Genomic DNA, 23,587 nt, shown 5'->3' on the forward strand with positions numbered 1-23,587 from the left:
TTATTTCGAGGAAAATCAATACAATAGAGCAAGGGGCTCGACGTCATTTGCACGAAAACCGCGTCACGGGACCGGAACGATCGGAGATCGCCGATGGACGACGGGAATGAAGCAGTCCGCTAGTCGTTCGGGCTTACAAGAACGATGCTTTTGACATCGTTATCCGCAAGCCTCCCGCCCGGCGCGTTCAGCTTTTTGAGTTCCAGCACCCTGCTGCGGCTGCGGCACGCTCCAGACCTCTCGTCGGCGCAATTCGATCGGACGCCAGGCTCCCAGCCGACGAAGCGATGAAGCAATCGCTCGGTCTCCATCCCAATCAAGGCCCCGTTCCGATTGTGTCGGAACGGACAAGGCTGGCCTTGCATTGCTCGATCAGCGCCAGCGAACCGGCCGGGTCCGATCGTTCGACTCCACCGTCCGGTGTTCTACATGATAGGGCGCGTAGATCTGCTTCACCCAATAGTTGAAGTTCGGGTGCAGCTTCACGAAGTCATAGAACGAATCGCCGAAATTCGACGGACTGAGGCAGGTCTTGTTCTGAGGCCGTGACGCGATTGCATTCAGGCAATACGACATCATGCAAGCCTTTGTCTCGCTCTCTGCCACCTTGCTCAGACTTCGGAAACTGTTGGTTGAATGAAGTCGGTACAGATAGCGGTCGGTCTCGAGATAGGTCGGCTCGACCTTGGTTACCGCGCGCAACGCAAAGTCCCAGTCATGGCAGTATTTGAGATCGGCAAGCCAACCCACCTGCCGCAGCAGTTCACGGCTGAAGACAAAGTTTCCGGTCGATGCCGCGATCTGAGAATCCAGAAATGTCCACGACAACGGCGCACCTGCGATCTGGGCCCGATCGATCGCATAGCGCAGGCGCGTTGGAAACTGGAAGTTGCTGATCGACTTTCCATGTTCGTCGATTGGCTCAACCGCCGAGAAGCCGAAGAACAGCCGATCATTTGCATGCTTATCCGCGAACAGCCGAACCCGATCCTTGGAAAAGGCATCGTCCGAATTCAAAAGGAAAATCATGTCGCCGTTCGTCAGCGATAATGCCCTGTTCCAGGTGTAGTGGGCGCCAAGATTTTGAGGGTTCTTGAGCAGCTTGCAGGAAACAAAGCGCTTTCCGAACGACCTCTTCTTGAGGACCCTCTGCGCGACTTCAAAACTCTTGTCCGGCGAATTGTCGTCTACGATGACGAGCTCGATGTCGGCAAACGTCTGTTGATAGACGGTCTCAAGGCATTCCTCAAGATACTGCTCATGCTTGTAGCACGCGATGACAACACTTGCGAGCATTGGTGGCGACCTCAACGTCTCACGATGATCGAGTGGCGAGACCGCACCAGTGCACTAGTCCCGTCGCCGACCTCCAGAACCGCGAGTTGATATTCACCATCCGGCAAATCTCGAATCGAGAAGGACAGCTGGAAACCGAAATAGCAGTCCTTGCTCTCGGCCTTCATATACTCCTTCACGTCCACGCGCTCGTGCCAATCTACGATCAGGCAATAGCCGCCGTTTGCTGCGCCATCCGGAGTAAGCCCCGACAGGACCAGGAATCCCGTTCTCTGTCGGCTGGCCTCAAAGGCCTTGCCCGCGCAAATCCATCCCCGCACCAATATCTCATAGCGCGGATCGACAATCACCCGTTCGCCGGTTTGAGAATTGATGTTCTCGATCACCAGCAACGAACCTGCCGGATTACCGGACGCGCCTTCTGCCTCCACTGGCGTGCCGCTTCTTACGCGCTGCACCCCCGAATGGGTGAGGCCCGACCGGTGCAGGCTTGCGAGCACTTCGACATGCGTCGAGGCTTCTTTTACCGCCCACTCAAGCTCCTGCCTGCTCAGGCAATCCAGCAAATCCGGGCTATTTCGAATCTGGGCCGAAATGGGCTCAGCCGAAGCGACCCTTCGCACGACCTCGAGAAACGCCCGTCCATGGCGCGAATCCGGCTCGAGATGCGCACCTTCCGCCCACTCGTTCCAGGAATTGATAAACACCAATGATTCGGAAAAGCTGTTGCCCTTGGCACGCAGGGTTGCATCGCGAAGCCAAACCTCAAACGCTTCCGGACTGGACCTGGTAAAGACGTGACCGCGCGGCCCCTTGCGAGGCGTATTGTCCCAACGCGGCATCACCGCAGGAAAGAACGGGAAGTCGTAGATCTTGCCGATCGACGATCGCATGGCGTCGACATAGTCGTACACCTTTCCAGCGAAGGTCGGCGGTGCATCGACTTCGGTCGGCGGCACCTCCCTTGTCGAGACCGTGTGCGGAGGAAACTCGATTGCCGCGTCGCAATTGACGTCGCGCGGATCGAACTCTCCGAACGTCATCGCATTGCAAATGAGAAGCTCGCCGATTCCGAGTTCTCTGGCTCGCTCGCGCCAAATCTCGAACAAGCGCTGCTTGTCCGGCAACAATGACGGCCTGTAGATGACGATGACCTTTCGACCGTCGACAGTTATGTAGCGCTCATCGAGCAGCAGGTCGGCCATGTCGTCGATAAAGCGGACATCGTCGTCCAGGGAGTGGTTTTGTCCCAACAGAAGCTCAGCGTCCGAGCCGTCCCACCGACGAGACCAATTCTCGTTTGCCCAGCAAATGCAGAAAGGCAGGTTCGGCTCGCCGTCCTCGAGCAGCAGCTGAAGCGGCTTTTCCAATAACCTTCGGCCCTGGAACCAATAGACGTAGTAGCAAAATCCATCGATGCCGTACTGGCGCGCAAGCTCGCCCTGCTGACGACGCGTTTCCGGCAGCCGGACGTCATAGAATCCAAGATCGGCCGGCAACCATGGGGACTCGTGTGCCGGAAACTGGGCACGCATGCGCGCGACGTTGGTCCACTCGGTAAACCCTGGCCCCCACCACCTGTCATTTTCATCAAATGAATGGAATTGCGGGAGGTAGAAGCAAATGTAGCGCACCTCCTTGGGAGGCGCGTCCGCCAGTCCAGCAACGATCCTGTTGTTGCTCGGAAACAACAGGTCGTCGTAGTCCGCGGTCGAGAACCCCAGCGCGACGATCAATTCGCCTGGCGTATAGTTCTCGAACAGGGGTATTTCGTAGTACTCGCCATCATTCAGGCTGATACGCAAATAGATCTGCGCACGCTTAGGCTCCACAAGCGCGTTTCTCAGGGCGCGCGCCAAGCGACGGCGCACTCCCGGCGCGGATAGATCGATACGAAATCCGGGACGTCCGATCACGCTCCGCGGACCTACGCGGGCCGGCATAGATCGGCCTGTCCGTCCCTCCTCGACACAGTGGGAACCGACAAAAAGCGCGATCGAAACGGTTGAAGCGGGCGACTGGGCATCGACAATCCAACCCGAAATCCCACGCCCCGAATACTCCAGTATCGCGCCGCGCAGACGCGATCCTGACTGGAGATCGCCTACGTCGGGATCCAGGAACAGGCTCTGCGGATGGTCGTCCTGCTGAACCGGACTGGCAACGGGCAACATATCCTTTGTATCCCTAACGCTCCGTTCGACCATCTTGTTCATTGCCACTCAATCTCCTGCCAACGCTCAGCGCCGGGTCCAGTTTCTCTTTCCCGGTCGCGCGGAAGTTCGATCCCGAGATCACGCTGCCTGACATGCCCGGATCGTGACCTCTTGATCCTTATCGATCATCTCCACACAACCAGAGGTACAATGAACATTTCTTCCGCGAACGCAACATTAGCGCAATCTCTCTGTCGTCGATGTGAAAACCATTGTTAGTTCTGCCTAGATTGTCACGCGGACTTGCCCGCTTCCGTGCCTTCGCGCTCAAAAACAAAGCTGTCCATCATCTCTGCCGTTGCCTGCGCGCGACGCGATGCCGCCTCCAACAATCTCAGCCAACGCTCTCGCCCATTGCCTGCAGACGACGTCGCGCGCCTTCGTTGTTCTGCTGCGCCGCTTGTCGATACCAGTACAGCGCCTGATCGCGATCCTGTGCGACGCCGTTGCCGGCGCGCAGCGCATCGCCAATTGCGAGTTGGGCTTCGATCATGCCCTGCTTCGCAGCGGCCTCGAACCATTCGGCCGCCTTCGCCGGATCGGCATCGCGGCCCTGTCCCCGGCCCAGCATCACGGCAAGGTTGTATTGCGCCGTCGTATGCCCCTGGCGCGCCGCCGCCTCGTACCACGTGACGCCGTTGGCGAGGTCCTGCTCGACGCCTTGTCCGGTGCAATACATCACCGCAAGCTTGAACTGCGCCGCAGCGTTGCCGCCGTCCGCGGCCTTGACGATCCAGCCGGCGGCGGCCTGCGGATCCTTGAGGCCGCTCTTGGGATCGGAATACAGTAGCGCCAATGTGTGCTGGGCTTCGACGTGACCGGCGCTTGCCGCACGTTTGAACCATTGGGCTGCGGCCGGAAGGTCGACGGCGCCGCCGGATCTTCCCATGTGAAGCCCGCCCAGCTGAAATGCCGCGGCCGGATGGCCGGCCTCGGCAGCGTCGGTCAGCAGCGCACGTGCCTGCGCAAGGCGCTCCGCGGACGGTTCATCCTGGATAAGAAACATCGCATAGGCCGTCTTCGCATCGGCATCGCCGCCGTCGGCCGCCTTGCTGAGCCACTCCGCCGCGCGCACTTGATCGCGCGGCACGCCGTTGCCCGCCGAGTAGAGCCGGCCGAGCTGTACGCCTGCGGCGCTAATGCCTCCCTCGGACGCGCGCTCGAACCACTTGATCGCAGTGGCGACGTCGCGCGCCACGCCCCTGCCATTGAGATAGAACACCGCAATGTTGTGGGCCGCCGTGGCATGGCCGCCCTCCGCCGCACGCTCGAACCATTTCGCAGCCTGGCGGATGCTGGGCGGAACGCCGGTGCCGGTGGCATAGAAGCGTCCGGTCAGGAACTGCGCCTGCGTATCGCCGCGCTCGGCCGCCTTCTCGTACCAATATGCCGCCTCGCGCAGATCCGGCTCGGCGGCAGTTCCGAGCGCATAGAACTCAGCCAGCGCCTGGATCGCCGGCAGGTAGTCCTTCCGCGCCGCCTTGCGCAATGCGGTCTCGGCCCTGTCGAGATCCTTGACAGCCCCTTTGCCGCTCAACCGCAGCAGTGCAATGTTGTAGAGCGCGATCGTATCGTCATGGACAGCGGCGCTCTGGAACAGTCGCGCGGCTTCCTCGACATTTTGGGGAAGCCCGGTGCCCTTGAGGCACATGAAAGCGAGCGCAACCTGTGCGCGCACATGTCCCTGTTCCGCGGCCTTGTGATACCAGATCGCGGCCTGCGCGAAATCGACGGGAACGCCCCGCCCCTGATAATACACATCGCCAAGCGCGAACTCACCGGCCGCCGCCTTCTGCTCGGCCGCGGCCTCGTACCAGCGCAGGGCGGCAGCGTGATCTTTCGTGCAGCCTTGCCCGTTGGCGTACATATCGCCAAGGATCGCTTGCGCCTCCGCTTTGCCGGCCTCCGCCGCCACCGATAACCAGAGGAACGCGGCGTCGATATCCCTGGGCACGCCGATTCCGTTCGGGAAAACCAGATCGTGGAGGTTGACTGCCTTGTCGCCCAGACGCGCCGCAGTGGATTGCCGCCACATCTCTGGCCTGTTCGGTCCAACCGTGGCGTTGACGCCGTTGAAGTAGATCAAGCCAAGCTGGAATTGGGCTTCGGTATGTCCCTTCAGGGCGGCGCGTTCGTACCACGCGACCGCATCCGGAAGGCTGCCGATAACGCCCTCGTTCCGCGCATAGAGCAACCCGATCCGGTAATCCGCCTCCGGATCGCCGGCTTGCGAGGCGAGCCGCCAAAACCGCAACGCCTCGAGATATTGCTGGTTCTCGTACGCCTCCAGCCCCCGTTCAAACGGCTTCGAGTCTGAACGGGACGAGCCGGGGCGCAGCAAGTCGAGAAGGGAACGCGTCGATACCGTCATGGCTCGCGCATTGCTTCTTTTGCGCTGCGCAGCATGCCGCCGAGCAGATACATCGCCACCGAGCGGGTGCCGACATTGACATCACCCTGCAGCGTCATGCCGGGGATGAGGCGGAAGGTCTTCGGAACATCCTTGAAGTTGGTCTGGTCGACCGAACACCGCGCCTTATAGAAAGCGTCGACAGGCTTTCCATCATCGTCGTTCGTGAAGGCGCCTTCGCTGATCCAGCGAATCTTGCCTTCGGCCGTACCGTGCTCCGCCGCGTTGAACGCATCGACCTTCATCGTGCAGGGGTCGTTGGGCCGGACGAAGCCGACGTCGCGCGACAGGATCTGGATCTCCGCCTCGAGCCGCGTCTTGAGCGGCATCAGCGTGATGAAGGGATCACCCGGCTTCAGCACGGACCCGACCGAGAGCTTGGCGAGGGTCAAGACGACCGATGGCTCGGCAGCCGTCCACCGCACGAGGTCCTGATGCTTGATCGCCTTGTCATACTGTGAGCGGGCCGTATCAAGGTTGTTGCGCGTCGTGACCAGATCCTGGCTCAGCTGCGCGTTCCACTGCTCGGTGAAGGCGTTGCGATCCGCCTTCAAGGAATCCAGCTGGTGCTGCGCTTCAAGCAAAGTGTTGTGCGTGTTGTCGATCTGACGCAACAGCTCCAGGCGCGTGTCCTGCGACAGATACAGGTTCAGCTTGGACCCGCTGCCGCTTTCGGCGAGCGTCGAGCGCATGTCCTCGATCTTGCCGGCGATCTCGGCACGCTGACTGTACCGCTCGTCGTCCTTCTTCGACTTCTGGATCGTCGCTTCGGTTTGGCTGATCTTGGAATCGTAGCTGTTCACCTGTGCGTGGTACTGCGCGACGCGCTGGTCGTAGAGCGCCTTTTGCAAGGAGTTGTACCTGGTGACATCAGGATCGTTGGATTGGCCGTACGACAACGGCTTTCCGGACAATTCGGCCTCGTCCCGGGCGACCTGCGCCTCAAGGCTCGCAACCTGCAGCTTGTACTGCGTGACATCGGCAGCCGTGAACGTCGAGTCCAGGGTCGCGAGCAATTGTCCCGTCTCAACCTGCTGACCTTCCCGAACATCGATCGTCTTGATGATGGACGCGTCCAAAGCCTGCAGGACGTTGATCTGATCGACGGGAACGATCTTGCCGCCCACGCTCGTGATCACGCGATCGACGCGCGTGAAGCACATGATCGCCACGACGGCGGCGAGGAACCCCACCAGGACGAACAGCGTTGCGCGGGCCAGCAACGGCTCGGCGGCCTCGCGGATCGCATCGGTCTCGGACTGGAACTGGCGAACGGTCGCGAGCGAAGCTTGATTAGGAGACAAGGGTCGGACTCCTGAAATTCTTTTCATTGCGGCCCGCCGGTGCAAGGTGAGTGTTCTGCTGGTACCAGAGCGAGCTGTAGATGTCGTTCCGTTCAAGAAGTTCCTCATGCCGACCGATATCGTCGACGACGCCGCGGTTGAGAACGAGGATCGCGTCGGCCTTCGTCAGCGACGACAGACGGTGCGAGATGATGATCAGCGTGCGGCCATGGGCAATCCGCGAAATATTCGCGTTCACGATCGTCTCGCTCTCCGCATCGAGCGCGCTGGTCGCTTCGTCCAGGATCAGAATCGGCGGATTGACGATCAGCGCTCGCGCGATCGCGAGGCGCTGGCGCTGGCCGCCGGAAAGATTCGTGGATCCCTCGTAGATATAGGTCTCGTAGCCTCGCGGCAGCTTGTCGATGAATTCCTCGGCACCGGCCAATCGCGCCGCCCTGACGATGTCGTCGAAGGTCGCATCGGGCTTTGCGGCCGCAATATTCTCGCGGATCGTGCCGCTGAACAGAAAGTTCTCCTGCAGCACGACGCCGACGTTGCGCCGGAGATGGTCGACATCGTATTCGCGGACATCGATCCCGTCGACCTTGATCAGCCCACCATAGTCGGAGTGCAGGCGCTGCAATAGCCGCGTGATCGTGGTCTTGCCCGAGCCGCTCTTGCCCATCACGCCCAGCGTCGTGCCGAGGGGAATCTCGAAGGAGATATTGTTGAGCGCCGGCGACACCGCGCCCTTGTACTTGAACGTGACGCCGGAGAATTCGACCAGCCCCTTCAGCGGGACCCTCACACCATGGCCGGAGCGTCCCTCCTCGGCCGGCTGATTCACCAGCCTGCCGACGATCGTGACCGCGGTGCGCGCCTCGTCATATTGGTTGATGAGCTGGGCCATCTGCATCAGGGGGCCGGCAACGCGCTGCGACAGCATCAGAAAGGCAAACAGCGCGCCAACATAGACCGGATCGCCACTCGACACGGCCATGTAGACGCCGAACGCATAGGGAGCACTCACCGCCAGCCGCTCCAACGGCTTCACCAGCGTCTGGATGGCGGTTCCGGTCATGCCTTCCGCAAGCCGCGCCTTGGCGACGCGCGCCACCAGCACGTCCCACATGTGGCGCTGGCGCGCATCGAGCGCCAGCGATTTGATGGTCCGCATGCCGTTCAGGCTCTGGATCAGAAACGCTCCCTGTGCCCCTTCGGCCGCCAGGGTTGCCGAGGACTTCTTCCGATAGGCGGGCAGCATCACGAGCAGCCAGGTCACGATCATCGCAGCAAAGGCAAGAACCATCAGCGTCATGAGCGGGCTGAAGAAGAACATGACGGGCAGGAAGAAGAACAGCGTCGTCGAATCGAGAATGGTCCCGAACAACTGCCCGGTCAGAAAGCCGCGAATTCGAAATACTTCGCGGATATCCCGGGAAATCAGGCCGACGGGATTCTGCTCGAAGTAGTCGATCGGCAGATTGAGCACCTTCTCGAACACGTAGGTCGACAGTTTGACGTCGAGGCGTGCCGTCAAACGCTGAACCAGATACTGCCGCAGGAACGAGAATGCCGCCTCAAACACGATGACCACGAGCATCGCAGTACACAGCACATAGAACGTGTTGTAGGCCTTGTAGAAGATAACCTTGTCCGAGAGCAGCCGCCAGAACATGATCGGTGCCAGGCCCATGAAGCCCAGGATCAGCGCCGCAATCGCGACGTCGCGCAGGATGCGCCGTTCGCGGAACAACAATGCGGTGACAAAGCCGAAGCTGAACGGCTGCGTCTCGTCGGAAATCTCATAGTCGCGCTTGGCCATGACGACGTCGCCCGACCAGATGTCCTCAAAGCGCGGCTGATCGATGACGAGCAGCGCGTCCTCGCTCGCGTTCGGATCCTGCAGGACCACCCGGGAGCTGTTCTCGTCGCCTTCGAGGCGCAGCAGCACCATGTGGCTGCCGTCGCGCAGCCGAACGATGGCCGGCAGCGCCCTCTTGAGATGGCTCAGACCCTTCCAGTCCAGCGTGACGGCCTTTGCCGTCATGCCCGAGGAATTCGCACACTTCAAAAGCTCGGCCAGCGTGACTTCCTGATCGCCCAGGAGGTTGTCGTGGATCAGCTGGGACGGGGTCAGATGCAAGCCATGCTGCCTTGCCACGATGACGAGACAAGCGAGGCCCGAAGGTGGCAGCGCCTCCACCGAAGGTGCGCCGACGAGCGAGAGGTGTTTGGTCATGGATGCCTCGAAGTTTCGACTGCGCAAGGTCCGGTCCCAGCGAGATATAACGTATCACTGTTAGTTCGCTAACGCAGCATTTTCAGCGCGTCACTCGAAAAAGATATGTTTCACGGCAGGCCGCGAAGCCAATTTCGAGACGTTCTTGCGCGATTTAACCAGGGAACCTTATAACATTGTTTAACATCGACAAATCACGAGTCGGCGGTCACCGTCTCCTGGAAGTCGAATCCGCAGGCCTCCAGCTGCGGCCTGATCCGCTCATCCCTGGCCTCCGGCATCAGTGCCAATGCACAGATCTCAAAATTCCCGCTCCGAACGGAAACCGTCGGAAAGCCGGCGCTGAGCAGCAGGTTTCCCATCCGCTCGGTCGAAAAGCCGGTCTTGTGCGCCATGTGATAGCGCCCCTGTTCGATCGCGCCGGAATGCCCGTAGATCATGTCCAATGGCCGGATCGGACCGGCCGGCGAGACGTAAGCGATCGCGCCGAGGCCGCGCGTCAACATGTGCTGCGCGACCGCTTCGAGGTCGGGAGACATGATCAACGCGAATCCGTCCGGCTTGAGGACTTGGCGGAACTGGACGAATGTGGGGTGAACCTCATGGGCGTAGAGATGCTCCATGACATGAGAACACCAGATCGCGTCGAACGAGGCCGCCGGGAACAACCGGGCAAGATCGGTAATCGACCCGACGACGTCGGGGCTCACGCCGCCGTCGACGTCCAATCGAATCTCGTCCCATTCATGGGATGTCAGGAGCGGCTGGATGCGCTTGGTAACCGTTGATCCAGCGCCGGCATTCAGCATTTTTTTCTTGGCCAATTCGAGAGCTCCGCGAGTTCGTTAAGCGGCTGGGTTCTGCAGCGATCGTTCGTCTTGAACAAAGGTGCCAGGGCCGCAGATAGCCATCGGGCGCAGCTCCGTTGTGTCAAGCGAGCGGCACGGCTTTACAAAAGCTACGTGGTCCGAATGTGACGAACTAACTTATAACATCCATTGGCGGAAATGCCCCGGGCGGAACTTGTGATTGATTCGATGCATCCGACGCGAATCGGCCAACAAAGTTCCAATCGGAATGCGCGCATGCGCTTCCCCTTGAGGCGAGCCGTCGAACGCATCGCAGGTGCGTCATGATCATCAACGGCAGCGTATTAGATTGTTCAATTTCAATTACCCATTCCTGACGGCCATGCCGGCGATCAAAGAAAAAAAGCGCCGCCTCAACCTCGGTTGGGGCGGCGCTTTCGCTTAGTGCAGACCTAGGATCTTACAGCTTGGTCGAGTTACCATCGTTGAAGATCAGGTATTCGATGTTGCTGATCTGGGTCACCTGACCATTGCTGAAGGTGATGTCCATAGAACCGTTCGATCCAGAGCTGATGTTGCTCACGTCGGTCGAAGCGTGATCCAGGAAGGTCAGGGAGTCCTTGTTGCCGCCACCGCCATCGATGGTGTCGCTGCTGGTGGCGTTGTTCAGGTAGAAGTAGTCCTGACCGGAGCCGCCGACCATCGAAGCCGTACCGGTGTCGGAGCCGACGAACGAGTCCTTGCCGTCGCCGCCGATCAGCGTCTGCGTGCCGGAGCCGGCGACCAGCGTATCGTTGCCGGAACCGCCATGCAGCGTGTCGTTGCCGGCACCGCCATAGAGCGAGTCGTTGCCGGCACCGCCATCGAGCGAGGTCGCGTGCGACGCATCGCTGCCCGAGTAGAGCACGTCCTTGCCGTTGCCGCCGAACTCAGCAGCAGTCTGAGCACCGCCGACAAGGAGGTCATTGCCGTTGCCGCCATGCAGCGTGTCGACCCCGGAGCCGCCATACAGCGAGTCGTTGCCGGCGCCGCCATCCAGGCTGTCGTTGCCCGCACCACCGTACAGCGCATCGTTGCCCTTGCCGCCATCCAGCGTGCTGGAATTGCCGGCGGTGCTGCCGGACACCAGCACGTCCTTGCCGTCACCGCCACTCAACTGCGACGAGCTGCCGCCGTAGAGCGTGTCGTTGCCGGAGCCACCGTTCAGGGTGTCGGCACCGGAGCCGAACAGCAGATCGTTGCCCTTGCCGCCATCCAGCGTGCTGTGACCGGAGACGTTGTCGACCAGCACGTCGTTGCCGGAGCCGGCATCGATCGAGTCGTGACCGGCACCGCCGAAGATCGTGTCGTTGCCGGAGCCGGTGAGAACCGTCGTGTCGCCGGTATTGTTGATGAACACCTGATCGTTGCCGTGGCCGGTCGCGACCAGCACCGGGGTGCTACCGTTCACCGTCAGCCTGACGTCCTTGTTGGTGTCCTCGATGATCGCCTTCAGGTTGGCGTCGGTGTTAACGGTGTTAATCGGGTTGGTTTCGATCAGAACATTGGCGTTCGGATCCGGGTTGGTGATCCCAGCCCCTTCCTGCACCGGAATCGTCGCGCCGTTATCCGGGCTGGTGTATCCGATCCCCGCGTTGATCAGATAGTCAAGAATCTGTTGCTGGGTCGAGTGATCGATCGTTCCGTTGATCGCGTGTTTGAGGTCCGTCTGGTCTAGATTGTAAGTCGCCATCGATGTAGCCCCTGCTTGGGATACGAGGATTCAAGCCGCTCGCCCACACATAAGCTGTTGATTCACAACTGGTTTGTTGCGACGCAACTCAAATGTGGACCCAGGTTACGAACTTGTTAAGTCCATTGTTAAGACCGTTAGGCCGGAGTGTCAATCAGCAATGCGCTGTTAACACCTGGTTCCCTGAGATTTATGCGGGACTTAGCACTACTTCGAATGCACCATAACATTCAACGCACGCCCATCGCCAATGTTAGCCGCGACGCAAAAAAGGGTAGCGATTATACGGGTTTCACGGGGCCCCCGGATACCGCGGGAGCGCAGAATTTCGCTGATGCCGTGAGCGCTTCGACGCGATTTTCTGATCTGAAAAAAATATTTCTGCATCGCATGAGACGTTTTGCAAAAAAGCGTCAAACTTCGCAGCCGGCGCCCCACCGGCCAGTGTTATAGCGCCCCTTGGCAGCAGTTTGCGGGCTCGATCAAGCGAGATCCACGGAATCACCCGCAGAATCAGCGCCGTTCGACCGCAAGATCAAAAACCTGGCGCGATGCCGCTCAGACACCCTGCTGTAACAAATTAACACCAGATTTGCCGCAATATGTTAGCAACGCCGGCATGGAACCGGCGATGCCCGATCGCGGGCAGAGCGCCGACCTGCGGCGATCATCCCCCGGCGGCCCGCGCGTAGATGGCCTCGAGCAGCCGGCGGTTCTCGTCCGGCGCGTAGCGCTCGAGATAGGCGGCTCGTGCGGCCCGTCCCCATGCGGCGGTCAGTTCGGCGGCGCCGAGAACCTCACTGATCCGATTTCGGAGCGTGGCCGCGTCGCCCGGCGGCACCAGCGCGCCGGTCTTGCCGGCGCTCACCACCTCGGCAAGTCCGCCGATCTCGGAGGCGATGACCGGCGTGCCGCACGCGAAGGCCTCGACCACGACAATCGGAAATCCTTCGTACCATAGCGACGGCACCACCAATGCCCGGGCATTCGCCATTTCCCGCAGCACCTCATCGCGCGAGAGCCCGCCCAGGAAGGTGACATGATCGGAAGCCCGAGCCTCCAACGCAGCACGCTCCGGCCCCTCGCCCACGACGCGCAAGGGCACGCCGGTCCCCGCAACGGCCTCGAGCAGCACGCCGACGCCCTTCTCGCGGCTCAGCCGTCCAACATAGAGTAGCCCGCTGCGCGGCGTGGCTGCATCGGGCGCTCCCGGATCGACCATGAAATTCGGTTTCACGTCGATCCGATCGGCGTCGAAGCCGGCCTGCGTGAACAGGGTTTTGGCGAACTGCGTCAGCGCGATCAGGCGCAGGCCGGGACGCGTCCAGGTGCCGCGGCGCTGGTGCTGCGCGATCATGTAGGCCGAGGCGATCGAGCCCGGAAGCGATCCGCGGTAGCAGCGGTGCACGACGCCCCAGAGGTGTCCGCGATCGAGGCACTTGTGGCAGATGCGGCCGTCGCGCAGCAGCATGCCGCCGGTGCAGATGCTGCGATAATTGTGCAGGGTCGCCACCGCGGGCACGCACTTTTGCCGGCAGAGATCGAACACGGCGGGCGACAGCAGCGGGAAGAAATTGTGGACGTGCACAACGTCGGGGCGAAAGCGGTCGATCGCTTCCGCCACGACCCGCTTTCCCTCCGCATTATCGGCGATCGACAGCGTGGTCGTGATGCGCGCGGGGAGCGAATTGATCGCCGCGTTGCTGACCGTGAGCGTTTCAACGCTGTGTCCTGCGGCGCGCAGCAGGTCGACTTCCGCTTCAAACACGACGTCCTCGCCGCCGCGTCCCTGATACCTGTTGTGAGCGACCAGGATCTTCATGATCCGGCCGGGTCTGAAAACCAGCGCAGCTCGGTCACCAGGTTTTGCCCGCCCGCGAGCGTACCGCAGCCGATCAAGGTCGTCGCCGGCACCTTGAGATCGAAGGACGGCGAATACCAGCCGGCCGGCATGATCTCGTCACCCCGATACGGCACCCAGCTGAGGGCCGCCGGCAGATCGAGCTCGCCGCGCCCGCCGGGCCATGCGAGCTGCGCCCTGTGCCCTTCGAGCCTGCATTCGACCTCGGGACCGAGATGCCAGCTGAGGCTCGCCGGCACCGCAAGCGCTTCATCAGCCAGCACGGTATCGGTGACGACGAGCCGCGCCGCCCGACGCTGCAATTGCACCGAGCGGCGATGCACGACACCTGCTTCGTCGCGATATCCCGAATGCTCCGCGACCCAGTTCGCATCCGCATCGCGATCGTCCAGGCCGCTGGCTGCGACAAGCCGGCTCTGCGCATGCCTTGTCCAGAGAAACGGCCCGCCCGACACTGACTGGTCGCGCGCGAACAGGCACAGCGCGTTGTGCGCCAGCGTGGAGCGGAAGTAGGCCCGCCATCGCGGATCGCCATGGTAGCAATAGGTGCCGGGGTCGGCGAGGATCTCCACACCGCCGATCCTGCATTCGAGCGACAACGCGTCCGCATGGGCGTGGGCGGCAATGCGGCCGAAGCCATGCGGGCCATGGTCACAGCGGCACCACACCGCGCGGTCGGAATCGATCAGAAAGGTCTGTCCCGCCCCCTCGAGCAGATGCGGGCGGCGCTTGGGCCGCCCGGCGATCGCTCGGGCCTCGATGCCGTCGGTGAGCACAAAGCTGCGCAGATCGGGCTCCGGCGATGTGGGCCACCATGGCAGAGCGCCGAACAGGCGCGCGCCGCTGGCGAGCAAGCCGAGCCAGCGATTGCCGGCGTGATCGTCGAGCAACAGGCCGATGCCGTCGTCGCCATCGCCCTGCCGCGGCGGATGACCGCGATCGTCCAGCATCGCAGCAATGACGTCGCTCATGCGGCACATCGTGGTCCACACCGCATCGCCAAGCGGATGTCCGGAGGACTCGCCCTGCACTGCCGCCGCCAGCAGCAGTTCGAGAACAAAGCCATGATAATCGGTCGCGAGCTCGCTGTTGCTGCCGCAGGCAAGCGTCTGCGCAACGGCTTCGTGCGCCAGTGTGGCGGCCGATTGCTCGCGCCATCGCGCACTGTCCTGGAAGAACGGAAACACGCAAGCCGCCACGAACTGCCCGGCAGCCTCCGCGATGAGGTGGTTGTTGGCCGAGGATCCTCGGCTTGGGAACTGCGACAGCCAGTATTGATGCGCATAGAGCTGCGTCAGGAACAGATCGTTGTCCTCGAACAGCGCAGCAGCACCAGGCCAGTTCTGCAGCAGCTGGCGCACCCAGGCCCATGAGATCAACCGCACGCCAAGCTCGATGCCGCTGATCCAGTGTGGGCCGCGCGGGAACGGATTTTCGCGCCACCAGCTCACCAGATGCTCGGCCGCGCGCACGGCGTAGCGCTCGTCGGAGCTCAGGTAATACGCGGCCGCGAGCACCGTGAGATGGTGATGACGCGACGGCTCCCAGATGTATTTGATGTTTCCGACCGCGGTTTCGTCACGATAGGGAACCGCGAATGCGTGCACGCCGGCCGGCGCCCGCTTGCCGCTTCTGATATCGACGAACCAGTCAGGCCGTTCGCCGAGGGCCCCATGGTCCCTGGCGAAAATCCGCCAGTGCCCTACGAGAATCCGGTCGGCGCTCTGGATCAGCCGTTCGGCGGCCTGTTGCGGGGCGCTCGCCCGCGAAGGCAGCGGCTTCAGGCGCGGCTGCCGCGGGCCGGCAGCGAGCCTGGCGCTGGCGCGCCGTGCGATGTCGGGCGGAGTGATCCGCCAGAGCAAATGCAGCACCTGGTCGTTCACCCGCCCCGCAAGCTCGGACGGCTCCATGCGCTGCAGCCTGCGCAGATACCAGGCCGGATTCATCTCACGCCGTCGAGGCGCGCGCGACGCCCTGTTCTGCCGCGCCGGCCGTCAGATTGATCGGCATCCCGGCGGCCGCGCTTTCCTGCACGGCAAGCGTTGCGCGCGTGGTCGCCAGCAGCCCGTCGAGCGCGATCGGCATCGCGGCTCCCGATGCGACCGCGGCGATGAAGGCATCCAGCATCGGCCGCTGGCCCTTGTCGAGCCGCGCTGTCTTCGCCGTGCGCTGTCCGGAGTGCCAGACCTCGAAGCCCGAGAAATTGTCGAAGGCGGCAAAACCCGTGCTTGCCGATATCTCGAGCGCTTCCTTCGGAACCCGCGGATCGCCGCCGGTGAGATAGCTGAGACTCGCGACGGAACCGTCGGCAAAATCGAAGGTGGCGACGAGATTGTCGACATCCTTGGCCGCCGTGCTCGCGGAGACACGCACCGGCTCGGCGCCGAGCCACCAGCACAACACGTCGATGAAATGGCCGCCCTCGCCGACGAAGCGGCTGCCTTCGCTCTCGGCCTGCAGATACCAGGACGATTTCTCCAGCGGCCCGGCGATGACGCGATATTGCAGGGTCTGCGGTCCTGCCGGCGCGAATGCCGCGCGCATGCCCTGCAGCAGCGGCGAAAAGCGGCGGTTGAAGCCGACCATCAGCCGGCTGTTGCCGGTTTCCCGGATCACCTGCTCCAATCGATCGAGCGAGCTTGTATCGATCGCCAAGGGCTTCTCGACAAACACCGCCTTGCCGGCGCGCAGCGCCTGCGTCGCGAGGTCGGCATGGGAGGCATGGCGCGTTGCGATCAGCACGGCATCGATGTCGTCGGCGCCGAGCACCGAGGCCGCATCCGTCGAGGCACGCGCGAAGCCGAACTTGCGGACCGCCGTGGCGCCGCTCAGGCCGGTATTGGTGGCGACCTCGACGAGATCGACGCGCTGGTTGCTCGCAAGCTGCGGCAACAGCATGCTGGAGGCATAATTGCCGGCGCCGATGACGCCGAGCCGCACCCGGCCGCTGCGCAGGGCAACCGCCGGACGATAGGTCATCTGCATCGCGCGGGGAGCGGCGTCCGGATAGGCGAACACCATGCCGAGACCGACCTCGCCACGGCTCATGCGCTCGAACGCCGACGTCGCCTGCTCCAGCGGCACCGTTTCGGAAATCAGCGAGGAAAAATCGAGCCGCCCGTCGGCGAGCAGCGCGACGATCGCCTCCATATTGCGCTTCTCGGTCCAGCGCACATGACCGATCGGATAATCGATGCCGCCCTCCTCATAGAGCGGATCGTAGCGGCCGGGGCCGTAGGAGCGCGAGAAGCGCACGTCGAGCTCCTTGTCGTAGAATTCGCTCCACGGCAGGTTCAGCGTGCATTTGCCGATATCGACAATGCGGCCGCGGTCGCGCAGCAGCGCCGCCGAACGCGACGCGAGATCGGGATCGTCGCTGCCTGCGGTGATGAACACGCAATCGACGCCGTTGCCTGCGGTCAGCTGGTCGATCCGTGCGCGGAATTCGGCCGCGGCATCATCCGATGCGACGGCACAGACCGCGGCGCCAGCAGCCTCCGCCTGCCGGCATCGCGCCTCCAGCCTGTCGAGCCCGACGACCACGACACCGGCGCTGCGCAGCAACCGCACCATGATCTGCCCGATCAGGCCAAGGCCGATCACGCAGGCGGTCTCGCCGAAACGGATCTCCGACTGGCGCATCGCCTGCAGCGCGATCGAGGCGATCGTGGTGAATGCGGCCTGGTCCAGCGCAGCGCTGTCCGGCAGCGGCACGCAGAGGTTCACCGGCACCCAATTATATTCGGCGTGGGTTGCATATTGATTGCCGCCGCAGCAGACACGCTGTCCGACCGAGAAGTCGCCGACGCCCTCGCCCACCTCCACGACGGTGCCCGACAGCGAGTAGCCGAGCGGCGTGTAGGAATCGAGGCGGTTCATCACCTTCTGATAGGTCGCAGCCAACCCCTGCTGACGGACCGAACGCACCACCTTGGCAACCTGGTCAGGTCGCGCGCGCGCCTTGCCGAGCAGCGACAGGCGGCCTTCGGTGAACTTCATCATCTCGGTGCCGGTCGACACCGCCGAGAACGCCGTGCGCACCAAAACCCCGCCGGGGCGGCAGCGCGGCGCCGGCACATCGATCAGCTTGAGCTCGCCGCTCTTATAGTTCTGCGCGATCTGCTTCACGGTCGGTCAATCGCCTCAAGTTAACAGCGCTCCTTGTATCGCGCCTGCCGCCCGCAATGAAGCCAGGATCATCGTCATAATTGTCTCATTGCCGGAGACTTAACATTGTTATCATTCCAGCAACAGGACCGGTTTTGGCGAGATCTCGACCTCGCCGTTGGCGACAGGCCCTTCGCCGCCGTCGAGGCCCTGGTAAAGGCTGAAGCGCGGGTCGACCCGATAAACGGACCGGCCTTTGGTGGTCCAGAGGATCAAGCCGTTGCGGCCATCCGGCATGCGAAGCTCGACGCGCCAGGTCGACGGCGACGTCCTGCCTGCCGCCACGACGCTTGCACCGACCAACCAGGACTGGATCGTGCGGTAGGCAATTCCGCTCGGAAGCAGCCCGCGCGCCGGGTCCCATAATTTTCCAAAGTCGCTGCCGCCTCCGGCAAACTCGTACCAATAGAACCGGTCGACGCCGCTGATCCATTTCAGGATGTAGGCGCGCGCCAGACACCCGTCCGGATTGTCCTCATAGGACGACCAGCCGGCCTCGGTGTCCCAGATCGGCCTCGCGGACAGGTCGTGCGCGGCAAGGATTTTCCTGAAGCGCGCAATGATTCCAATCACCGCCTCGGGTTCGCTCGTATAGCCGTGAAAGGCGAACACATCGGCATATTGTCCGCCGCCTTGCGCCATGAAGGCCTGTTGCCAGCGATATCCGTCCGGCGTGCCGTTGGACGGCGGTGTCAGCACGGTCAAGGTGGGATCGCTGGCTTTAATGATCTCGTAGGCCCGCTTCTGCAGCTGGACCATGGTCGCGATATCGCCCGAGTAATATTTGGGATCCTCGGGCTCGTTCCAGATTTCCCAGTATTTGATGCGGCCGGCGGCGCGCGCCACGGCCGCGCGCACCCAGTCGTCCCATGACGCGAGATCGGCCGGCGGTGAGCTGGCGCCGGGCGTGAACGCCGGCGGCGCATCCTTCACCGACGCGGCCCAGCGCGGCGTATAGGCGAGATTGAGAACGATCTCGACGTGTTCTCGCTCGGCCGCCGCCAGGATGGCATCGAAGCGCGCCCAATTGTAGATGCCGGGCGCCGGATTAATCTGTGCCCAGTAGATCGCGCCCCATAGCCGAACGCCGTCGAATTTGAGCTCCGGCCAGGGCTGCGACTTTGGCTGCGACTGTCCGATCGCATTGATGGTCATGCCGAAAAGCGTCGGCGGGATCACCGCGTTCACGCGGCGCGCATTCAGCGCATCGCTTGACGTCGAACCATTCCACTGCAGCGGCCATTTGTAGGCCAGCGGCAGCACCGCGCTCAAAACCAGCGCAATCAATGCCCTTTGGCCCCAATCCCTCACTCTGCCTGCCATGTCCCTGTCTCGTCGCCGTCACATCGGTGCCGGGATTGCATAGTGGAAGCCGCACATGTTAATGCCGATGTTAGTCGGATTGTGATGTTGTTAGGTCAATGGTATAGATCATCTCAGATGTCGAGAGCTGAACCATCACCGCGGCGGATCCTGTTCATCGTCGAGAACCTTCCGGTTCCTTTCGATCGCAGGGTGTGGTGCGAAGCAACGTCGCTGCGCAAGGCGGGCTATGAAGTTTCTGTGATCTGCCCGAAGGGCCGCGGCCATGACGAATCCTACGAATGCCTCGAAGGCATTCACATTTATCGCCATCCGATGCCCGTGGAAGCGCGCGGGATCGCTGCCTACCTGATCGAATATCCGGTCGCGCTGTTCTGGGAAACGCTACTCGCGATCAAGGTGGCGTGGAAGCACGGCTTCGACGTGATCCAGGGCTGCAATCCCCCCGACCTGATCTTCCTGATCGGCCTGTTGTTCAAACTCGGCGGCAAGCGCTTCGTGTTCGATCATCACGACGTCAATCCCGAGCTCTACGAGGCGAAATTCGGCCGCAGGGACTTCTTCTGGCAGCTGCTGCGGCTGGTCGAATATCTCACCTTCAAGACGGCGAGCATCTCGATCGCGACTAACGAATCCTATCGCGAGATCGCGATCACGCGCGGCGGTATGCCGGCCAGCCGGGTTTTCGTGGTGCGATCCGGCCCCAATCTTGACCGGGTGCGCTCGCGGCCGGCCGATCCGGCCTGGCGCCGTGGCCGGCGCTACAGCGTCGGCTATGTCGGCGTGATCGGCCAATCGGAAGGCATCGATCTTCTGCTGCAGTCGATCGGCCACATCGTGCACGATCTCGGCCGCACCGACATCCAGTTCAACATCGCTGGCACCGGGCCAGAGTGGAATGCCGTGGTCAAGCTCTGCGAGGAGACGCAGCTCTCCGACTACGTGAACTTCACCGGCGCCATCGCGGATGACGCGCTGTTCACGATGCTCTCGACCGCTGACGTCTGCGTCAATCCGGACCGCGTCACGCCGATGAACGACATCTCCACCATGAACAAGATCATGGAATACATGGCGCTCGGACGGCCGATCGTTCAGTTCGACGTTCGCGAAGGCCGCCGCTCGGCGCTCGACGCCTCGCTCTATGCCGCGAAGAACGATCCGAGGGATTTCGCCAGCAAGATCATTACGTTGATCGAAGATCCGGCATTGCGGCAGACGATGGGGGCATTTGGCCGCAACCGCGTCGAGCGCGCGCTCTCGTGGACACATGAGGAGCCGAAGCTGCTCGCGGCCTATGAGGCGTTGTTCGCCGGGAAGGTCCCCGCGCAGAACCGCGCACCGCGCGCGCATGCACCCGCCGAGCGGCCGACCTCGCAACCTTCCAGCGCGAACGCAGCCTCCGGACGGGCATCGTCTTGAACGCGCAGCCACCTCACTCACGTCAAACGCGACGCGGCTGCGGCCACGCGCACGTCCTGGATTGTTAAAGGTCGAAGCATGAACGTCAGCATTTTCGGCCTCGGCTATGTCGGAACGGTGTGCGCCGCCTGCTTCACCGAGCTCGGCCACCAGATCATCGGCGTCGACAAGAGCGTTGCGAAGGTCGACCTGATCCGCGGAGGCAGGTCGCCGGTCGTCGAGCCGGGCATCTCGGACAAGGTGGCGCGCGCGGTGGCAACCGGTCAGCTGACCGCGACCACCGACGCCACCGAAGCGATCGTCAACAGCGACATATCGATGGTCTGCGTCGGCACACCCTCGTCCGGCAACGGCAACCTCGACCTGACCGCGATCCGACAGGTCGCGATCGAGATCGGCCGCGGACTGCGCGCCAAGAACGCGCCGCACACCGTGACGATCCGCTCCACCGTGCTGCCTGGCACCACCCGCGGCACCGTCGGGCCGCTGATCGAGGAAGCCTCCGGCAACAGGATCGGACGCGATTTCGACCTTGCGTTCAATCCCGAGTTCCTGCGCGAGGGCAGCGCGATTGCGGATTTCAACGCGCCGTCCAAGACCGTGGTCGGCGCTTTCAATCAGGAAACCGCCGACCGCGTCATGGCGCTCTACAAGGACCTGCCGGGCGCCAAGATCACGCCGCCGGTCGAGACCGCGGAACTGGTGAAATATGTCGACAACAGCTGGCATGCGCTCAAGGTCAGCTTTGCCAACGAGATCGGCACGATCGCGAAGACGCTCGGCATCGACGGGCGCGACGTCATGAACATCTTCATGCAGGACACAAGGCTCAACATCTCGCCGGCCTATTTGCGGCCGGGCTTTGCGTTCGGCGGCTCCTGCCTGCCCAAGGACGTCAAGGCGCTGAAACACTTGGCACACAGCCGCGGACTGTCGACGCCGGTGCTCGAGAGCATCCTGCCGAGCAATGACATGATCATGTCGCGCGGCGCCGACTGGATCCTGTCGCATGAGGGCCGCCGCATCGCGTTCCTCGGCATCAGCTTCAAGGCCGGCACCGACGACGTCCGCGACAGTCCCTTCGTGAGGCTGGTGAAGAGCCTGCGCGGCGAACGGCGCGACATCCGGATCTACGACCCCAATGTGCAGCTCTCGCAACTGATCGGCGCCAACCGGGAATTCCTGATGCGCAATCCGGAGCTGGTCGGCCTGTTGAACGACGACGTGACGGCAACCATCGAGTGGGCCGACATTATCGTGCTGACGACGGCGGATCCGCGCTTCGTTGCGGCGCTGACGGCGACCCGTCCCGACCAGGTCGTGCTCGAACTGTCGGAGATCGGATTGCCCGAGCAGGTGCGCGCCAAAGTGAGCGGCTTCCACTGGTAGGGAATATCATGGCCACCATGGGCCGGACCCGCGAGCGACCCGAAATCCGCTTTCACGACGAGATTTCGTCGGGGTGGGAGACGCTGCATCAGAGCCGCACCTTCAGGGCGCGGACGGCCGCGATGTTCGGCCTGCTCGGGAACGCAGACCTCAATGGGCAGCGCTGGCTCGACGCCGGTTGCGGCACTGGAACGCTGTCCCGCCTGCTCGCCGGGCGCGGCTGCGACGTCACCGGCGTCGACGCCTCATCGGAGATGATTGCGACGGCTCGCGGCCGCGGCGCCGACGGCACGCTCGCCGAACGGCTCACATTCCAGCAGATTCCGACCATCGCAAGCCTGCCGTTTCCCGATAGATCCTTCGACGGCGCGCTGTGCGCGAGCGTGCTGGAATATGTTCCCGACGTGGCGCAGTGCCTCGCCGAGATGCATCGCGTGCTCATGCCCGGCGGGCTGTTGCTGCTCTCGATCCCAAACCGCGGATCGCTGCTGCGCCGGAGCTACAAGCTCGCGCATGCGGCCTCTTCACGCGTATCGGCGCGGCCGCTGTTTCGCTATCTCGCGTTCTCCAAATTCGACACCTGGCCGGCGGCCATGCAGGGTCTGCTTCGGCAACATGGCCTCACGATGCTGGGGAGCACCTTTGCCGGCTCCCCGCTGCCGCCGGCGCTCGATCGCCAGCCCGCAGTGGGCACGCTGATCAACATCCTGGCCCGGCGCGACGATTGACGTGGCAGGCGGATAGCTGCCTCAGGCCTTGATCGCCATCAGCGATTTGGTCATGCCGAGATAGCGTTCGCGATAGATCTTCGCGTCCGGAAACGTTTCGGTCATCTCGCGCCAGTCGAACAGATGCCAGTCGGGCGCGGTGCGCTTGAACCAGAAGCGATTGAATCGCTCGATCAGCGCGATCTGCAGCCGCCTCGGCAGCAAGACGATGATGCCCGGCAGCCAGGTATGGCTTTCGATCGGAAAGTACCGGTACGGCGTCTGCACGTAGAAGGACTTTGCGACCCGCGAGATCTCGCCCGCAAAACGGTTCTGATGCGCGCGCGCGATGCTCTGAAACGCCGCTTCGTCCTCGATCGTCACGACATCCTGCTTCGGCCCGGTGACATGTTCGATCACCGACGAGCAGAAGCAGAAGTCGAACGCCTGATCGTCGAACGGCAGGCGCTCGGTCTCCCGGAGCAGGACCGTCTTGAATCCAAAGCGCTCGCGCGCGGCCTTCAAATCATCGGCAGATATGTCGCAGACCGTGATGTCGGTATGGCGCGGCAGGATCGCGCGAATGTGGCGGCCGGTGCCGCCGCCAAGATCGAGGATTTTCGCATCAAGCGGCAGGTTCACGGTGCGAACGAGGAATTCGCCGCGCCGCTGGCGCGCTGCATTGGAAAATCGGGCTTGAATCGCACCCAGCAAGGTCAGTCTCCTG

At 62.6% G+C, this 23,587-nt stretch carries 15 protein-coding genes; 3 read left to right on the top strand and 12 right to left on the bottom strand.

The genetic code is table 11. From position 1 onward, the window contains the following. Nucleotides 1-372: 372 nt before the first annotated feature. The 11 genes from Q2M23_RS04155 to Q2M23_RS04205 all read right to left on the bottom strand — a co-directional run bounded on the left by Q2M23_RS04155 (nt 373) and on the right by Q2M23_RS04205 (nt 19,342). Nucleotides 373-1,296, bottom strand: a complete 924-nt coding sequence (locus tag Q2M23_RS04155; RefSeq protein WP_168856486.1) for a glycosyltransferase family 2 protein — start codon at nt 1,294-1,296, stop codon at nt 373-375. Nucleotides 1,297-1,307: 11 nt separating this feature from the next. Continuing rightward, nucleotides 1,308-3,512, bottom strand: a complete 2,205-nt coding sequence (locus tag Q2M23_RS04160; protein WP_316394437.1) for a glycoside hydrolase family 99-like domain-containing protein — start codon at nt 3,510-3,512, stop codon at nt 1,308-1,310. A 334-nt stretch (nt 3,513-3,846) separates the two neighbouring features. Next, nucleotides 3,847-5,883: a tetratricopeptide repeat protein gene (locus tag Q2M23_RS04165; RefSeq protein WP_310884995.1), complete on the bottom strand. Its 2,037-nt coding sequence runs from the start codon at nt 5,881-5,883 to the stop codon at nt 3,847-3,849. Then, the gene (locus tag Q2M23_RS04170) at nt 5,880-7,226 is read right to left on the bottom strand and encodes an HlyD family type I secretion periplasmic adaptor subunit (protein WP_076833256.1); all 1,347 of its coding nucleotides are present in this window, start codon (nt 7,224-7,226) and stop codon (nt 5,880-5,882) included. Before Q2M23_RS04170 ends, Q2M23_RS04165 begins: the two co-directional genes overlap by 4 nt. Then, nucleotides 7,216-9,450: a peptidase domain-containing ABC transporter gene (locus Q2M23_RS04175; protein ID WP_316394443.1), complete on the bottom strand. Its 2,235-nt coding sequence runs from the start codon at nt 9,448-9,450 to the stop codon at nt 7,216-7,218. The genes Q2M23_RS04170 and Q2M23_RS04175 overlap by 11 nt, the downstream gene beginning before the upstream one ends. 194 nt (nt 9,451-9,644) lie before the next feature. Beyond that, the gene (locus Q2M23_RS04180; protein ID WP_057020229.1) at nt 9,645-10,259 is read right to left on the bottom strand and encodes a class I SAM-dependent methyltransferase; all 615 of its coding nucleotides are present in this window, start codon (nt 10,257-10,259) and stop codon (nt 9,645-9,647) included. Nucleotides 10,260-10,719: 460 nt separating this feature from the next. Then, nucleotides 10,720-11,991, bottom strand: coding sequence for a calcium-binding protein (locus Q2M23_RS04185; protein WP_316394446.1), 1,272 nt, complete (start codon nt 11,989-11,991; stop codon nt 10,720-10,722). A gap of 667 nt (nt 11,992-12,658) precedes the next feature. Next, nucleotides 12,659-13,813: a glycosyltransferase gene (locus Q2M23_RS04190; protein ID WP_076833251.1), complete on the bottom strand. Its 1,155-nt coding sequence runs from the start codon at nt 13,811-13,813 to the stop codon at nt 12,659-12,661. Then, nucleotides 13,810-15,798, bottom strand: a complete 1,989-nt coding sequence (locus tag Q2M23_RS04195) for an alginate lyase family protein (RefSeq protein WP_316394449.1) — start codon at nt 15,796-15,798, stop codon at nt 13,810-13,812. The genes Q2M23_RS04190 and Q2M23_RS04195 overlap by 4 nt, the downstream gene beginning before the upstream one ends. Nucleotide 15,799: 1 nt before the next feature. After that, nucleotides 15,800-17,980 carry a bi-domain-containing oxidoreductase gene (locus tag Q2M23_RS04200; RefSeq protein ID WP_316394452.1) on the bottom strand — a complete coding sequence of 727 codons (2,181 nt, stop codon included), beginning with the start codon at nt 17,978-17,980 and terminating at the stop codon, nt 15,800-15,802. 111 nt (nt 17,981-18,091) lie between these two features. Then, nucleotides 18,092-19,342, bottom strand: coding sequence for a glycosyl hydrolase (locus Q2M23_RS04205; RefSeq protein ID WP_316394454.1), 1,251 nt, complete (start codon nt 19,340-19,342; stop codon nt 18,092-18,094). Between the two features lie 117 nt (nt 19,343-19,459). On the opposite strand from Q2M23_RS04205, the gene Q2M23_RS04210 reads away from it, so the two are divergent. The 3 genes from Q2M23_RS04210 (at nt 19,460) to Q2M23_RS04220 (ending at nt 22,881) form a co-directional block, all read left to right on the top strand. Next, the gene (locus tag Q2M23_RS04210) at nt 19,460-20,764 is read left to right on the top strand and encodes a glycosyltransferase family 4 protein (protein ID WP_316394719.1); all 1,305 of its coding nucleotides are present in this window, start codon (nt 19,460-19,462) and stop codon (nt 20,762-20,764) included. A 78-nt stretch (nt 20,765-20,842) separates the two neighbouring features. After that, on the top strand, nt 20,843-22,153 hold the full coding sequence (locus tag Q2M23_RS04215) for a nucleotide sugar dehydrogenase (RefSeq protein ID WP_018270697.1): 1,311 nt from the start codon (nt 20,843-20,845) through the stop codon (nt 22,151-22,153). An 8-nt stretch (nt 22,154-22,161) separates the two neighbouring features. Then, nucleotides 22,162-22,881 carry a class I SAM-dependent methyltransferase gene (locus tag Q2M23_RS04220; RefSeq protein WP_316394458.1) on the top strand — a complete coding sequence of 240 codons (720 nt, stop codon included), beginning with the start codon at nt 22,162-22,164 and terminating at the stop codon, nt 22,879-22,881. Between the two features lie 21 nt (nt 22,882-22,902). Here the strand turns inward: Q2M23_RS04220 and Q2M23_RS04225 are convergent, their stop codons facing one another. Beyond that, nucleotides 22,903-23,574: a class I SAM-dependent methyltransferase gene (locus tag Q2M23_RS04225; protein ID WP_057020220.1), complete on the bottom strand. Its 672-nt coding sequence runs from the start codon at nt 23,572-23,574 to the stop codon at nt 22,903-22,905. Nucleotides 23,575-23,587 lie beyond the last annotated feature (13 nt).

Origin of the sequence: Bradyrhizobium sp. 33ap4, from assembly GCF_032654765.1 — a bacterium.
GTDB lineage: Bacteria > Pseudomonadota > Alphaproteobacteria > Rhizobiales > Xanthobacteraceae > Bradyrhizobium > Bradyrhizobium australafricanum.

What these genes read in the sequence shown, in the direction of transcription:
- Q2M23_RS04215 (WP_018270697.1), top strand. Translation starts at nt 20,843, where the DNA reads ATGAACGTCAGCATTTTCGGCCTCGGCTATGTCGGAACGGTGTGCGCC.
- Q2M23_RS04195 (WP_316394449.1), bottom strand. Translation starts at nt 15,798, where the DNA reads ATGAATCCGGCCTGGTATCTGCGCAGGCTGCAGCGCATGGAGCCGTCC.
- Q2M23_RS04180 (WP_057020229.1), bottom strand. Translation starts at nt 10,259, where the DNA reads ATGCTGAATGCCGGCGCTGGATCAACGGTTACCAAGCGCATCCAGCCG.
- Q2M23_RS04210 (WP_316394719.1), top strand. Translation starts at nt 19,460, where the DNA reads ATGTCGAGAGCTGAACCATCACCGCGGCGGATCCTGTTCATCGTCGAG.
- Q2M23_RS04205 (WP_316394454.1), bottom strand. Translation starts at nt 19,342, where the DNA reads ATGGCAGGCAGAGTGAGGGATTGGGGCCAAAGGGCATTGATTGCGCTG.
- Q2M23_RS04185 (WP_316394446.1), bottom strand. Translation starts at nt 11,991, where the DNA reads ATGGCGACTTACAATCTAGACCAGACGGACCTCAAACACGCGATCAAC.
- Q2M23_RS04220 (WP_316394458.1), top strand. Translation starts at nt 22,162, where the DNA reads ATGGCCACCATGGGCCGGACCCGCGAGCGACCCGAAATCCGCTTTCAC.
- Q2M23_RS04175 (WP_316394443.1), bottom strand. Translation starts at nt 9,450, where the DNA reads ATGACCAAACACCTCTCGCTCGTCGGCGCACCTTCGGTGGAGGCGCTG.
- Q2M23_RS04155 (WP_168856486.1), bottom strand. Translation starts at nt 1,296, where the DNA reads ATGCTCGCAAGTGTTGTCATCGCGTGCTACAAGCATGAGCAGTATCTT.
- Q2M23_RS04160 (WP_316394437.1), bottom strand. Translation starts at nt 3,512, where the DNA reads ATGAACAAGATGGTCGAACGGAGCGTTAGGGATACAAAGGATATGTTG.
- Q2M23_RS04165 (WP_310884995.1), bottom strand. Translation starts at nt 5,883, where the DNA reads ATGACGGTATCGACGCGTTCCCTTCTCGACTTGCTGCGCCCCGGCTCG.
- Q2M23_RS04190 (WP_076833251.1), bottom strand. Translation starts at nt 13,813, where the DNA reads ATGAAGATCCTGGTCGCTCACAACAGGTATCAGGGACGCGGCGGCGAG.